At 67.0% G+C, this 13,421-nt stretch carries 11 protein-coding genes; 5 read left to right on the forward strand and 6 right to left on the reverse strand.

Annotation, left to right across the window (positions count from 1 at the left end):
* The first annotated feature begins 52 nt into the window (after positions 1 to 52).
* Positions 53 to 820: a RadC family protein gene (gene radC, locus DYS74_RS02610; protein ID WP_121530631.1), complete on the forward strand. Its 768-nt coding sequence runs from the start codon at positions 53 to 55 to the stop codon at positions 818 to 820.
* On the opposite strand, the gene DYS74_RS02615 is transcribed toward radC, so the two are convergent.
* Together DYS74_RS02615 and secA are read right to left on the reverse strand one after the other, a co-directional pair.
* Positions 817 to 1,776, reverse strand: a complete 960-nt coding sequence (locus DYS74_RS02615; protein WP_121530633.1) for a hypothetical protein — start codon at positions 1,774 to 1,776, stop codon at positions 817 to 819. The two genes, radC and DYS74_RS02615, sit on opposite strands and share 4 nt — an antisense overlap.
* Before the next feature lie 197 nt (positions 1,777 to 1,973).
* The gene (gene secA, locus DYS74_RS02620) at positions 1,974 to 4,682 is read right to left on the reverse strand and encodes a preprotein translocase subunit SecA (protein WP_121530635.1); all 2,709 of its coding nucleotides are present in this window, start codon (positions 4,680 to 4,682) and stop codon (positions 1,974 to 1,976) included.
* Positions 4,683 to 4,867: 185 nt separating this feature from the next.
* Between secA and DYS74_RS02625 the strand changes: the two genes are divergently transcribed.
* The 4 genes from DYS74_RS02625 to DYS74_RS18575 all read left to right on the forward strand — a co-directional run bounded on the left by DYS74_RS02625 (position 4,868) and on the right by DYS74_RS18575 (position 7,882).
* A complete protein-coding gene (locus tag DYS74_RS02625) occupies positions 4,868 to 5,737 on the forward strand; it encodes a peptidylprolyl isomerase (protein WP_121530637.1) in 870 nt (289 codons plus the stop codon).
* Between the two features lie 24 nt (positions 5,738 to 5,761).
* Positions 5,762 to 7,174 (forward strand): bifunctional glutamate N-acetyltransferase/amino-acid acetyltransferase ArgJ, encoded by a 1,413-nt coding sequence (gene argJ / locus DYS74_RS02630; protein WP_121530639.1) that lies wholly within the window; start codon positions 5,762 to 5,764, stop codon positions 7,172 to 7,174.
* Positions 7,175 to 7,224: 50 nt separating this feature from the next.
* A complete protein-coding gene (mutT, locus tag DYS74_RS02635) occupies positions 7,225 to 7,617 on the forward strand; it encodes an 8-oxo-dGTP diphosphatase MutT (RefSeq protein WP_240664615.1) in 393 nt (130 codons plus the stop codon).
* A 127-nt stretch (positions 7,618 to 7,744) separates the two neighbouring features.
* Positions 7,745 to 7,882, forward strand: coding sequence for a hypothetical protein (locus DYS74_RS18575; protein WP_183077433.1), 138 nt, complete (start codon positions 7,745 to 7,747; stop codon positions 7,880 to 7,882).
* A 96-nt stretch (positions 7,883 to 7,978) separates the two neighbouring features.
* Here the strand turns inward: DYS74_RS18575 and infB are convergent, their stop codons facing one another.
* Genes infB through rimP form a run of 4 tightly spaced genes read right to left on the reverse strand, consistent with a single transcriptional unit; the run spans position 7,979 to position 13,345 of the window.
* Positions 7,979 to 10,513 (reverse strand): translation initiation factor IF-2, encoded by a 2,535-nt coding sequence (gene infB, locus DYS74_RS02640; protein WP_121530643.1) that lies wholly within the window; start codon positions 10,511 to 10,513, stop codon positions 7,979 to 7,981.
* Positions 10,510 to 11,139 carry an RNA-binding protein gene (locus tag DYS74_RS02645; RefSeq protein WP_121530645.1) on the reverse strand — a complete coding sequence of 210 codons (630 nt, stop codon included), beginning with the start codon at positions 11,137 to 11,139 and terminating at the stop codon, positions 10,510 to 10,512. The genes infB and DYS74_RS02645 overlap by 4 nt, the downstream gene beginning before the upstream one ends.
* 1 nt (position 11,140) lies before the next feature.
* Positions 11,141 to 12,745, reverse strand: coding sequence for a transcription termination factor NusA (nusA, locus tag DYS74_RS02650; protein WP_121530647.1), 1,605 nt, complete (start codon positions 12,743 to 12,745; stop codon positions 11,141 to 11,143).
* Positions 12,746 to 12,748: 3 nt separating this feature from the next.
* The gene (gene rimP, locus DYS74_RS02655) at positions 12,749 to 13,345 is read right to left on the reverse strand and encodes a ribosome maturation factor RimP (RefSeq protein ID WP_121530648.1); all 597 of its coding nucleotides are present in this window, start codon (positions 13,343 to 13,345) and stop codon (positions 12,749 to 12,751) included.
* Positions 13,346 to 13,421 lie beyond the last annotated feature (76 nt).

Genomic DNA, 13,421 nt, shown 5'->3' on the forward strand with positions numbered 1-13,421 from the left:
TTCCATTTCCGGCCTTCAGGTTTCGTTAACCAGGCGCAGGCACACTTGCCGCATGACCCGCCCGGACCCCGCCTTTGATGACCCGACGCTGCCGCTTTTCGGCGATGCCGACGAGGCGGAGCCGGCCGCGCTGACGGGCGAGCGGCTGCCCTCCTACATCCGCGACCATCGCAAGCGGCTGCGCGCCCGCTTCACCGAGGGCGGCGCGGCGGCGATGCCGGATTACGAACTGCTGGAACTTCTCCTCTTCCGCGCCCTGCCCCGGCAGGATGTGAAGCCCCTCGCCCGCCGCCTGATCGACCGCTTCGGCGATTTCGGCCGGGTGATCTCGGCCGCGCCCTTGCGACTGATGGAGGTCGAGGGCGTCGGCGAGGCGGTGGTGCAGGAGCTGAAGATCACCGAGGCCGCGGCACTGCGGCTCGCGCGCGCCAAGGTGATGCAGCGGCCGGTGCTGTCGTCCTGGGATGCGCTGCTCGATTATTGCCACACCGCGATGGCGCATCGCGAGACCGAGCAGTTCCGCGTGCTCTACCTCGACCGCCGCAACGTCCTGATCGCCGACGAGGAGCAGGCGCGCGGCACCGTCGACCATGTCCCGGTCTATCCGCGCGAGGTGATCCGCCGCGCGCTCGAGATCAACGCCTCGGCGCTGATCCTGGTGCACAACCACCCCTCGGGCGACCCGACGCCCTCAGAGGCCGACATCGCGATGACGGAGCAGATCCGGCAGGCCGGCGCGCTTCTGGGCCTCGTGCTGCACGACCATCTGGTGATCGGCAAGAGCCGCGAGGTCAGCTTTCGCACCGCGGGCTATCTTTAGTTCGTGGCGACCGAGACCGGCAGGTCGGGCAGCGGCACGACCACATCGCCCATCAGGTCGTCGCAGCCGGGCATGGCGACGGCGATCTCCTCGGGCGCCTCGGCCCGGCCGGCGATCACCCGCTGCATCCCCGCCCGCAGATCGGTGCCGCAGGTCACGTCACTCACCGGCGCCTCGAGGTCGAGCGCAAGGCCCGTGAGCCCCGCGGGCGCGGTATAGACCTGCAGATGCGGACCGTCCTCGGCCAGGCCATAGCTCAAGAGCCAGCCCATTCCCGGCGCCTCGGGCATGCCCGGCGCCTCGGCCCGCACATGGCCGGCCCCGCCCCAGGAGGCGCCACGCTCGAAGGCGTTCAGCAGGAACGCGGGCGCGCCGGTCCAGCTCACCACCACCCGGTTCACCGTCTCGAGCCCCGACACCGTGACCGAGGCCGCGAGCGTCTGGCCCTCGGGCAGCTCGAGAGCATAGCCGGCCACGGGCGCCAGTGCCGGCACCAGCCCGCTCCAGTCGCCCGCCGCGTCGAGCTGCACCGGGATCACCAGCCCCTCGTGCCGGATCGCGGCCGCCGCATCCGCCGCACAGGGCGCCGAGATGCTCAGCAGAACCGAAGCCCCCGCGGCGGGGGCAAGCTTCAGCGTCGGCGCGGCGCAGCGGGCAAAACTGGCCGGGGGCGCCTCGGCGAGCGGCAGCGGCCCGATTGCGGCATCCGCGGCCACGGTGCGCCGCGGCAGCGCCTGCAGCTCGGCCACCGCGCCCATGCGCACGCCCGTCACCTCGACCCCGGCGGGGGCATCGGCGATATTCGCGACGGCCGTGACATTGGTCAGGCCGGCGACATCAAGCCCTGCCGGCTGCGACGCCAGACCGAACTGCGAGGCGTTCTGCATCACATGGCCCATCATGCCCGCAAGCGTGACCATCATCGCCGCCGTCGTGATCTTGTGCAGGGCCTTCATCGCCGCCTCCGGAACTTCCACGAGTCGCAGGAGTAGCGGGCGAAACGGGCAAGGCCATGGCCCCGATGGGGCAATGTTTCCAAAATCAGGACGAAGAGGCGGCGTTGTTCACGCGCAGAAAATCAAATGCGATCAACTGGATATGAGAAGGGCGGCCGGTGTCGCCACCGCGCCGCCCCAAGGGTGCCGCAATTCGGTCAGACGATCCGGCCGTGGCAGTGCTTGAACTTCTCGCCCGAGCCGCAGGGGCACGGATCGTTGCGCGAGGGGTTGCCCCAGGTGGTCGGATCCGATTCGACGAAACCGGGCGCCGGCGTGCCGGGCTGCGGCGCCGCACCGGCCGGCAGGTCCGGCTCGGGCTCGATCTCAGGCGCGGCCATCTGCGGCATCTGCTGGGCCAGGATCGCGGCACGCTCCTCGTCGGTCAGCGGGCGGATCTGCGCCAGCCGGCGGGTCACCTCGACGCGCAGCCCGTCGAGCATCGTCTCGAACAGATGGAACGCCTCGGTCTTGTATTCCGACAGCGGGTCGCGCTGCGCATAGCCGCGGAAGCCGACGACCGAGCGCAGGTGTTCGAGCGTCACCAGATGCTCGCGCCACTTGCCGTCGATCGTCTGCAGCAGGATCTGCTTCTCGATCACCCGCATCGTCTCGTCGCCGAAGGCCTCGGCCTTCTGCGCCATGTAGGCATCGGTTGCCGCCTCGAGCCGCTCGCTCACCACGTCCTGATCGACGCCTTCCTCGGCCGCCCAGTCGGCGAAGGGCAGGTCCAGGTTCAGCTGGTCGATGACCGCGGCGCGCATGCCCTCGACATCCCACTGATCGGCATAGGATTTCGGCGGCATGTAGGTGTCGAGGAGATCGGCGACCACCTGCAGGCGCATGTCACGGGTGATCTCCGAGATGTCCTCGGCTTCCATGATCTCGCGGCGCTGGCTGAAGATCGCCTTGCGCTGATCGTTCATCACGTCGTCGAATTTCAGCAGCTGCTTGCGGATGTCGAAGTTGCGGCCCTCGACCTTCGCCTGTGCGCGTTCGAGCGACTTGTTCACCCAGGGGTGGATGATCGCCTCGCCTTCCTTCATGCCAAGCTTCGACAGCACCGCATCAAGCTTGTCCGAGCCGAAGATCCGCATCAGGTCATCTTCGAGCGACAGGAAGAACAGCGAGCGACCCGGGTCGCCCTGACGGCCAGACCGGCCGCGGAGCTGGTTGTCGATGCGGCGGCTCTCGTGCCGTTCGGTGCCCAGAACGAAGAGGCCGCCGGCCTCGATCACCTTCTGCTTCTCCTCGGCGTGCTCGGCCTCGATGCGGCTGCGCAGCGCGTCGGGGTTCGCCTCGGGGTGGGCGGCCAGCTCGTCATGCACCTTCATCTCGACGTTGCCGCCCAGCTGGATGTCGGTGCCGCGGCCGGCCATGTTGGTGGCGATGGTCACCGCGCCCAGACGGCCGGCATCGGCGACAATCTGCGCTTCCTGCGCGTGCTGGCGGGCGTTCAGGACGTTGTGCGGGATGCCGTCCTTCTTCAGCATCTCGGACAGCATCTCGGACTTCTCGATCGAGGTGGTGCCGACCAGGATCGGCTGGCCCTTGGCATGGGCCTCCTTGATCGCCTCGATCACCGCGGCGTATTTCTCGGCGGCGGTGCGATAGACCCGGTCGTGTTCGTCCTTGCGGGCGACGGGGCGGTTCGTCGGCACCTCGACCACGCCGAGGCTGTAGATCTCGGCGAATTCCTCGGCCTCGGTGGCGGCGGTGCCGGTCATGCCGGCCAGCTTGTCGTAAAGGCGGAAGTAGTTCTGGAAGGTGACCGAGGCGAGGGTCACGTTCTCGGGCTGGATCGCCACGCCTTCCTTCGCCTCGATCGCCTGATGCAGACCGTCGGACAGGCGCCGGCCCTTCATCATGCGGCCGGTGAACTCGTCGATCAGCACGATCTCGCCGCCGGCGACAACATAGTTCTGATCCTTGTGGAACAGCTTGTGCGCGCGCAGGGCTTGGGTGATGTGGTGCACGATCGTCGTCGATTCCGGGTCGTAGAGCGATTGCCCCTCGGGCAGGATGCCGACCTCGTGCAGGCGGCGCTCCATGTATTCGTTGCCCTCTTCGGTGAAGGTCGCGTTGCGGGTCTTCTCGTCGACCGTGTAATGCGCCTCGGTCAGCTCGGGGATATACTTGTCGAGCGCGACATAGAGTTCCGAGCGGTCCTGCGACGGGCCCGAGATGATCAGCGGCGTGCGCGCCTCGTCGATCAGGATGCTGTCGACCTCGTCGACGATCGCGAAGAAATGATCGCGCTGCATCATTTCCTCGACCGATCCCTTCATGTTGTCACGCAGGTAATCGAAGCCGAGCTCGTTGTTCGTGGCATAGGTGACGTCGGCGGCATAGGCGATGCGCTTCTCGTCGTCGGGCTGGAACGGATAGACGACACCCGTGGTCAGGCCAAGCGCGCCATAGACCTTGCTCATCCATTCGGCGTCGCGCCGCGCGAGGTAGTCGTTCACCGTGACGACATGCACGCCCTTGCCGGCCAGCGCGTTCAGATAGGCCGGGAAGGTCGCCATCAGCGTCTTGCCCTCGCCCGTCTTCATCTCGGCGATATTGCCCTGATGCAGGAAGATGCCGCCCATCAGCTGCACGTCGAAAGCCCGCAGGCCAAGGGCGCGGCGCGCGCCCTCGCGGCAGTTGGCAAAGGCTTCCGGCAGCAGCGAATCCAGGCTTTCGCCGCCCTCCTGCGCGCGCTTTTGCAGCTCGCGCGTCTTCTCGATGATCTCGGCGTCCGAGAGCTTCACGAAATCGGGTTCGAGCGCGTTGATCTTCGCCACCAGCGGGCGGACCGATTTCACCTTGCGGTCGTTCGGCGTCCCGAAGACCTTTTTCGCGAGTGTTCCGAGGCCCAGCATGTTTTCTCCGCGGGTTGGTCTGACCAAATCGTGTGCATTGCGGCCTTGCCGCCCCCCCGGCCGTTGCCTAGAACAGCGAACGAATACAGGGCGGAGCTGCCTTCACAGGTCCCTAGGCGATGTAAGGGGCGGCCGTCAGAGTGTCAACGCCGCGGGCTGCCGCGGCCCTTGCTGGAGTGGCCTTGATGGCGAAACTGACGAAACTTCTGGGCACCGCCGCGCTGGTGGCCTGCCTTGGCGGCGTGGCCCTGGCCGAGGACGCGAAACCGGCGCCCCGCACCGACCTCGGCGCCGATACCGTCGTCGCCACGGTGAACGGCAAGGACATCACGCTGGGCGAGATGCTGACCGTGCGCAACGGCCTGCCCGCCGAATACAAGCAGCTGCCCGATGACGTGCTGTTCAACGGCATCCTCGACCAGCTGGTCCAGCAGACCGCGCTGTCGCAGATCGGCGAGGGGATGATGACCCACCGCGACGAGATCGCGCTCGAGGTCGACCGCCGCGCCTATCTCGCCGGCGTCGTGCTCGACAGCACCGCGAAGAAGGCGGTGACCGACGAGGCGCTGCAGAAGGCCTATGACGAGAAATACGCCAAGGCCGAGCCGACCAAGGAATATCACGCCGCCCATATCATCGTGCCGACCGAGGACGAGGCGAAGGCGATCAAGGCCGAGATTGACGGCGGCAAGGACTTTGCCGAAGAGGCCAAGGCCAAGTCGCAGGACGGCGCCGCGGCGAATGGCGGCGACCTTGGCTGGTTCGCGCTCGACAAGATGGTGCAGCCCTTCGCCGATGCCATCGCCGGGATGAAGGACGGCGATGTGGTCGGCCCGATCCAGACCGAATACGGCTGGCATGTGGTCAAGCTCTACGGCACCCGCATGGCCGAGGCGCCGAAGCTTGACGACGTGCGCGACCAGCTGACCGGCGATCTGCGTCAGAAGGCGGTCGAGGACCGCGTCAACGACACCATCGCCAAGGCGAAGGTCGAGAAGAAGACGGATGGCATCGACCCTGCCGTCCTGAAAGACGACAAGATCCTCGGCGAGTGAGCCGATTTCGGAGGGGGTGAGCCCATGGCGAAGAAGAAGGACCTCGAGGACAAGGTCGAAAAGCTGAAGTCCAAGGTGAAGAAGCTGAAGACCGAGCTGGCCGATGTGGCCGGCGACGCGGGCGCGGTGGCCGCGGCGGTTCTGGGCGAGATCCGCGAGGAGATCGTCGAGAAGGCCAAGGCAAAGGTGAAGACGGCCAACCCCGTCTCGCCGCTCGCCCCCGAGGCCTTCCCGGCGCTGCCGGTGATCGACGGCGTCGACTTCGCCGCCGCCGCCGCCGGTGTGCGCTATGCCGGGCGCACCGACGTGATGCTCGCCCGCATCGCGCCAGGCTCGGCGATCGCCGGGGTGTTCACCACCTCCTCCACCCGCGCAGCCTGCGTGCTCGATTGCCAGGCGAAACTGGCGGGCCCGGTGGACGAGACCGCGGGCGCCGCGATCATCGTCAACTCGGGCAATGCCAACGCCTTCACCGGCGCGCTTGGCCAGGCCTCGGTCGATGCGGTGACCGGCGCCGTCGCCGAAGCGCTCGGCGTGCCGGCGGCGCGCGTCTTCTCCTCCTCGACCGGGGTGATCGGCGAGCCGCTGCCGCATGACCGCATCGTCGCGGCGATCGACACGCTCAAGGCGGGCCTCAATGCCACCGGCATCGAGGCCGCGGCACGCGCGATCATGACCACCGACACCTTCCCGAAAGGCGCCACCGCCGAGATCGAGGGCGAGGGCGGCACGATCACGATCGCCGGCATCGCCAAGGGCTCGGGGATGATCGCGCCGAACATGGCGACGATGCTGGTCTACATCTTCACCGATGCGAAGATCTCGGCCGCAAATCTGCAGAAGATCCTGTCGCGCAACGTGGACGACACCTTCAACGCGATCACCGTCGACAGCGACACCTCGACCTCGGACGCGCTGATCCTCGCCGCCACCGGCCGTTCGGCCGCGGCCGAGATCGACGACCTGCGCTCGAAGACCGCGCATGCCTTCGAGGCGGCGCTGCGGGGCGTGATGCTCGATCTTGCGCAGCAGGTGGTGCGCGACGGCGAGGGCGCGACGAAGTTCGTCGAGGTCCGGGTCACCGGCGCCGAGACGCCCGAGGACGCGCACAAGGTCGCGATGTCGATCGCCAACTCGCCGCTGGTGAAGACCGCGCTTGCCGGCGAGGATGCGAACTGGGGCCGCGTGGTCGCCGCCGTCGGCAAGTCCGGCGCGAAGGCCGACCGCGACAAGCTGCGCATCGGCTTTGGCGACATGGTTCTGGCCGAGAACGGCTGGCGCGTGCCCGATTACGACGAGGCGGCGGCCTCGGCCTACATGAAGAACAAGGAGCTGGTGATCGCGGTCGATCTCGGCCTTGGCTCGGCGGCGAAGACGGTGTGGACCTGCGACCTGACGCATCGCTACATCGACATCAACGCGGATTACCGCTCTTGAGCGGCGGCTGCGGCCCCGAAGGCGCGCCGGCCCCGGTTTCCCCGGGGCGGGTGCTGCTTGTCTCCGCCGTCGCCCTGATCGACACCGACGGGCGCGTGCTTCTGGCACAGCGCCCGGCGGGCAAGTCGCTGGCCGGGCTGTGGGAATTTCCGGGCGGCAAGGTCGAACCCGGCGAGACACCCGAGGCGGCCCTCATCCGCGAATTGCGCGAGGAGCTCGGCATCGACACCTGGCACAGCTGCCTGGCGCCGCTGACCTTCGCCTCGCACAGCTACGAGGGCTTTCATCTGCTGATGCCGCTCTTCGCCTGTCGCCGCTGGGAGGGCACGCCCATGCCGCGCGAGGGCCAGGTGCTGAAATGGGTGCGGGCGCAGAACCTGCGCGACTATCCGATGCCGCCGGCAGACGAGCCGCTGATCCCGATCCTGCGCGACTGGCTCTGACCGCTCCGGCCCCGCTTCACATTTTGTCCAAAACGCATCCAAAGACCGCGAAAAGCGGTCTTTTTTGTTTGCCAATTAACAATGTTCTGTGACAATGGGCCAGCATGAGAGATTTGGAGGATATCTGATGCTCCGCACCATCACGGTTGGAAGCTGCGTGTCCGTGCAGGGCACCTTCGAAATGCAACATGACGACGGCCGGGTCTCCGTCCGCGTCGACGGGCGTCTCTTTGTCGGGCGCCCCGTCACCCGCAAGGCCGACTGAGCGGCGCTTGCCGCAGCCTGTGCCGCGCACACCATTCACGGAAACGAAGAAGGGGGCCCACCGGGCCCCCTTCGCATTTCGTGCGGCATCCTGCGATTACAGGCTGCGCTCGACCTCTTCTCGTTCGAAGATTTCGATGACATCGCCGGGGCGAACATCGTCGTAATTCTCGAAGGCCATGCCGCATTCCTGGCCGGAGATGACTTCCTTCACCTCGTCCTTGAAGCGCTTGAGCGTCTTCAGCGTGCCCTCGTGGATCACCACGTTGTCGCGCAGCAGGCGCACGCCCGCCGAGCGGCGTGCCACGCCCTCGGTGACGAGGCAGCCCGCGACCTTGCCGACGCCGGAGACCTTGAAGACCTCCTTGATCGTGGCATAGCCGATGAAGTTCTCGCGAACCTCGTTCTTCAGCAGGCCCGAGGCCGCCGCCTTGATGTCGTCGACCAGGTCATAGATGATCGAGTAATAGCGGATCTCGACGCCCTTCTGGTTCGCCGCGGCACGGGCCGGGGCATTCGCACGGACGTTGAAGCCGATGACCGGCGCCTGGCTCGCCTCGGCCAGACCGATGTCGCTTTCGGTGATCGCGCCGACGCCGGAGTGGATGACGCGCACCCGCACCTCGTCGTTGCCGATCTTCTCGAGCGCCTGGACGATCGCCTCGGCAGAGCCCTGCACGTCGGCCTTCACCACCACCGACAGCTCGGCCACGTTCTCGTCGGCCTTGGCCTTCGCCATCAGCTGCTCGAGCGTGGTCGCGGCCCCGGCGGCAGCGCGCTTGTCCTTGGCGGCCTTGATCCGGTAATCGGCGATCTCGCGGGCCTGCGCCTCGGTCTCGACGACGTTCAGGACGTCGCCCGCCTCGGGCGTGCCGTTGATGCCAAGCACTTCGACCGGAACCGACGGACCGGCCTCGTCGACGCGGTCACCCTTGTCGTTGATGAGCGCGCGGACCTTGCCCCACTGCTCGCCGACGACGAAGATGTCGCCCTTCTTCAGCGTGCCGTTCTGCACCAGGACGGTCGCGACCGGACCGCGGCCCACATCGAGCTTCGCCTCGATCACCGCACCCTGCGCCGCCCGGTTCGGGTTGGCGCGGAGTTCGAGGATCTCGGCCTGCAGCGCGATCGCCTCGAGCAGCGTATCAAGCCCCTTGCGGGTCTTGGCCGAGACCTCGACGGTCTGCACGTCGCCGCCCATCTCCTCGACGACAACCTCGTGCTGCAGCAGATCGGTGCGCACCTTCTGCGGGTTGGCAGAGGGCTTGTCGATCTTGTTGATCGCCACGATCATCGGCACCTTCGCAGCCTTGGCGTGGTTGATCGCCTCGATCGTCTGCGGCATCACCGCGTCATCCGCAGCGACGACCAGCACGACGATGTCAGTCACCTGCGCACCACGGGCCCGCATCGAGGTGAAGGCCGCGTGGCCGGGGGTGTCGAGGAAGGTCAGCACCGCCCCCGATTCCGTCGTCACCTGATAGGCACCGATGTGCTGCGTGATACCGCCGGCTTCGCCCGACACGACATTGGTCGAGCGGATCGCATCGAGCAGCGAGGTCTTGCCGTGGTCGACGTGGCCCATGATCGTGATGATCGGCGGGCGCGACTGCCGGTCCTCGTCCTTGTCCTCGACGGTGTCGATCACCTGCTCGACGTCCGAATCCGAGACGCGAACGGCGTGGTGGCCGAATTCCTCGATCACCAGCTCCGCGGTGTCGGCGTCGATGGTCTGGTTGACGGTGACCATCATCCCCATCTTCATCAGCACCTTGACGACATCCGCGGCGCGTTCGGCCATGCGGTTCGCCAGTTCGGAGACGACGATGGTCTCGGGCAGCTGCACGTCACGGGCCTGCTTCTCGGCCTTGTGGCCCATGCCCATGGCCTTCTGCCGCGCCTTCTCCTGCTTGCGCTTCATCGCCGCAAGAGAGCGCTGACGCCCGCCTTCGCCTTCCATCTCGCTCAGGCTGAGCTTGCCGGCGCGACGACCGTCGCCGCCCTTGCCCTTGCCGCGGCTGTCGCGATCCGTCGCGGTCGAGCGATCGTCACGGTCGCGGTCGGTCTTGCGCGGACCGGTGGCCGAAACGCCCTTGGTCGCGGCACGCGCGGCCGCAGCCTCGGCCGCGGCCGGATCGGCCGGGGTCTCGGGCTTCGGCGCAGGCTTCGCCCGGACCTCTTCCTTCTTCTTCTCGCGCAGTTCGGCCTCGCGGGCCTTGCGTTCCTCTTCCTCGGCCTTCAGGCGCAGCGCCTCTTCGCGCTCGCGTTCCTCGCGCTCCTTGGCCTCGATCTCGGCACGCCGGCGCTCGCGCTCTTCCTCGCGGGCCTTCTCATCAGCCTCGCGCTGCGCGGCTTCCTCGACCTCGCGGGCCTTCGCGGCCCGCAGAGCGGCGAGACGGCGTTCCATCTCGGCGTCGGAGATCCCGGCCGGGCGGCGCGACGGATCGCCCAGGTGCGCCTTGCCGGTCCCCTTCACGGGGGCTGCGGCTGCGGGTTTCGGCACCACCACCTTCTTGCGCTTGGTCTCGACCACGACATTCTTCGTGCGCCCGTGGCTGAAGCTCTGCTTCACCGAACCGGGTCGCGCGCCGCCACCAAGGCCGAGGGGTTTTTTGCCGTCCGTATCGCTCATGCCGTCTTACTATCCTTCATGGCGGTCTTGCCGCCGTCCTGCCTGCGCAACCCCGCAAGCCTTGCCGCTTCTCTAATCACACGAGGGGTGAGTCCGCCAGCCGCAAGCGCGCCGTGTATCGCATGATCGCGGCCGAAAGCCAAACCCAATTCCGAGGAGGTCAGGCAGCCAAACCAGCGCCCGCCCTCCGGTGTCCAGAGCTTGCCCTTGCCGCGCTCCGATCCATCGGAGGCTTGCAGGAGGACTTTCGCCTTGCCGTCGGCAAGCCAGCCCTTGACCTTCTCGAATCCGACGACAGCTCCGCCGGCCTTCCTCGCCAGAGAAATAAGCTCAACCACGCGATGCGCAAGCCCTTCCTCGACCATGTCGGCAAGGTTTTCAGGCACCCGCACCTGCGCCCTGGCCGCGCGGGCGAACAATCCCTTCGCCGCGGCCTTCTCGATGACCTCCCGATCGGAGGTCACCCAGATCCCCCGGCCCGGCAGCTTTTCCGCCAGGTCCGGGAAGATCGTGCCATCGGGGCCGACGACGAAACGCACAAGCCCCGGCTTGGGCTGCACGTCACCCGTGACGATGCAGCGCCGTTCCGGCCGCTCGTTTTCCTTTTCCCGGCCCCCGCGGCTCATCTTACTCCTCGACCTCCTCTTCCGACTCCTCGGGCTCTTCGGCGAGCTCCGACGGGTCGACCCAGCCAAGCTGGATGCGTGCGGTCATGATCATGCTCTGCGCGTCCTCGAGGCTCACGCCGAACTTCTCGAGAATGCCCTCGTCCTTGACGCGGGCGCCGTTCACCGTGGTCCAGCCACCGGCAAGTTCCCAGTCGGCGCAGGTGGCGAAGTCCTCGAGCGTCTTGACGTCGTCCTTGGCCAGCGCCTCGATCATCTGCGGCGTCAGCCCGTCGAAGTCAAAGAGCGACTGCTCGACACCCAGAGCCTTGGCGGCCTCGATGGCCTTGCGGTTCTGTTCCTCGATGTAGTCGCGGGCGCGCGCCTGCAGCTCCTCGGCGGTGCCTTCGTCCACACCCTCGATCGACAGCAGCTCGTCGAGATCGACATAGGCCACTTCCTCGAGGTTGGTGAAGCCCTCGGCCACCAGCAGCTGGGCGAAGAACTCGTCCAGATCCAGCGCATCGACGAAGAGCTTGGTGCGCTCGGCGAACTCGGCCTGACGACGCTGCGATTCCTCGGCCTCGGTCAGGATGTCGATATCCAGCCCGGTCAGCTGCGAGGCAAGGCGCACGTTCTGGCCGCGACGGCCGATGGCGAGCGACAACTGCTCGTCGGGCACCACGACCTCGATCTTGCCGGCGTCCTCGTCGACGACCACCTTCGACACTTCGGCCGGCTGCAGCGCGTTCACCAGGAACGTCGCCTGATCCTCGTTCCACGGGATGATGTCGATCTTCTCGCCCTGCAGCTCGCCCACCACGGCCTGCACGCGCGAACCGCGCATGCCGACGCAGGCGCCGACCGGGTCGATCGAGTTGTCATGGCTGAGCACGGCGATCTTGGCGCGCGAGCCCGGGTCGCGCGCGACGGCCTTGATCTCGATGATGCCGTCATAGATTTCCGGCACTTCCATCTTGAACAGTTCCGCCATGAACTGCGGATCGGTGCGGCTGAGGAAGATCTGCGGCCCGCGGGTCTCGCGGCGCACATCCTTCACATAGGCGCGGATGCGGTCGTTCGGGCGATAGCTCTCGCGGCCGATCTTCTCGTTGCGGCGCAGGATCGCCTCGCCACGGCCGACATCGACGATGATGTTGCCGTATTCCTCGCGCTTGACCACGCCGTTGATGATCGTGCCCTTGCGCTCCTTGAACTCGTCGAACTGACGATCGCGCTCGGCCTCGCGCACGCGCTGCAAGATCACCTGCTTGGCCGACTGCGCCGCGATGCGGCCCAGATCGACCGGTGGCACCTCGTCGATGATCTCGTCACCGATCTCGGGATCACGCTTGTACTGCTTCGCCTGGGCGACGGTCAGCTGCGCCTGATAGTTCTCGACCTCTTCATCGGCCACGACCGTGCGCACGCGGGTGAAGGTGGCGCGCCCCGTCTTGCGGTCGATGTGGACGCGGATGTCCATCTCGCTGCCGTAGCGCGACTTTGCCGCCCGCGCGAGGCTGTCCTCCATCGCCTGGATCACCAGATCCGGGTCGATCATCTTCTCGCGCGCGACGGCTTCGGCCGTCTGCAGCAGTTCGAGCTGGTTGGCAGAGGTGATTGCCATCTCTCAGATCTCCTCGTCGGGGGAATTCGTGTCGTCTTCTTCTTCGATCTCGTCGAACTTCGTCTCGTCGAGCGTGCCGTCGGCCTTCTTCTGCCGCAGCATCTCCTCGATCAGCTCGTCGGTCAGCACGAGCTTGGCGTCCGACAGCCAGTCGAACTGCAGCCCGATGGTGACCATCTCGCCCTTCTCCTCGATCTCGACCAGCACCTCGTCGCCCTCGGTGCCACGCAGGATGCCCTTGAAGCGCTTGCGCCCGTCGATCTGCTCGAAGGTCTCAAGACGCGCCTCGTAGCCCTCCCAGACATCGAAGTCCTTCAGCCGGGTCAGCGGCCGGTCGATGCCGGGCGAGGAGACCTCGAGCGTGTATTGGTCCTCGATCGGGTCCTCGACGTCGAGCACGGCCGAGACCGCGGTCGAGATTGCGGCGCAATCGTCAACGACGATGCCGCCCTCGGGCCGGTCCGCCATGATCTGCAGCAGCGGGTGGCGCCCGCCCTGCAGCCGCAGGCGGACAAGCTCGAAGCCCAGCCCCTCGATCACGGGGGAGACGATCTCGGCAAGACGCCGGTCGATCGCGGTCTTGGCGATCAGGTCGGTCATGTTCCGATCCTCTGAATAACAAAAAACGGGCCGAAGCGGCCCGTCACACTTCTCCGGTGGGCGTCAGGTTTGGACC

The sequence above is a fragment of the Paenirhodobacter hankyongi genome (assembly GCF_003664585.1).
Classification (GTDB): domain Bacteria; phylum Pseudomonadota; class Alphaproteobacteria; order Rhodobacterales; family Rhodobacteraceae; genus Rhodobacter; species Rhodobacter hankyongi.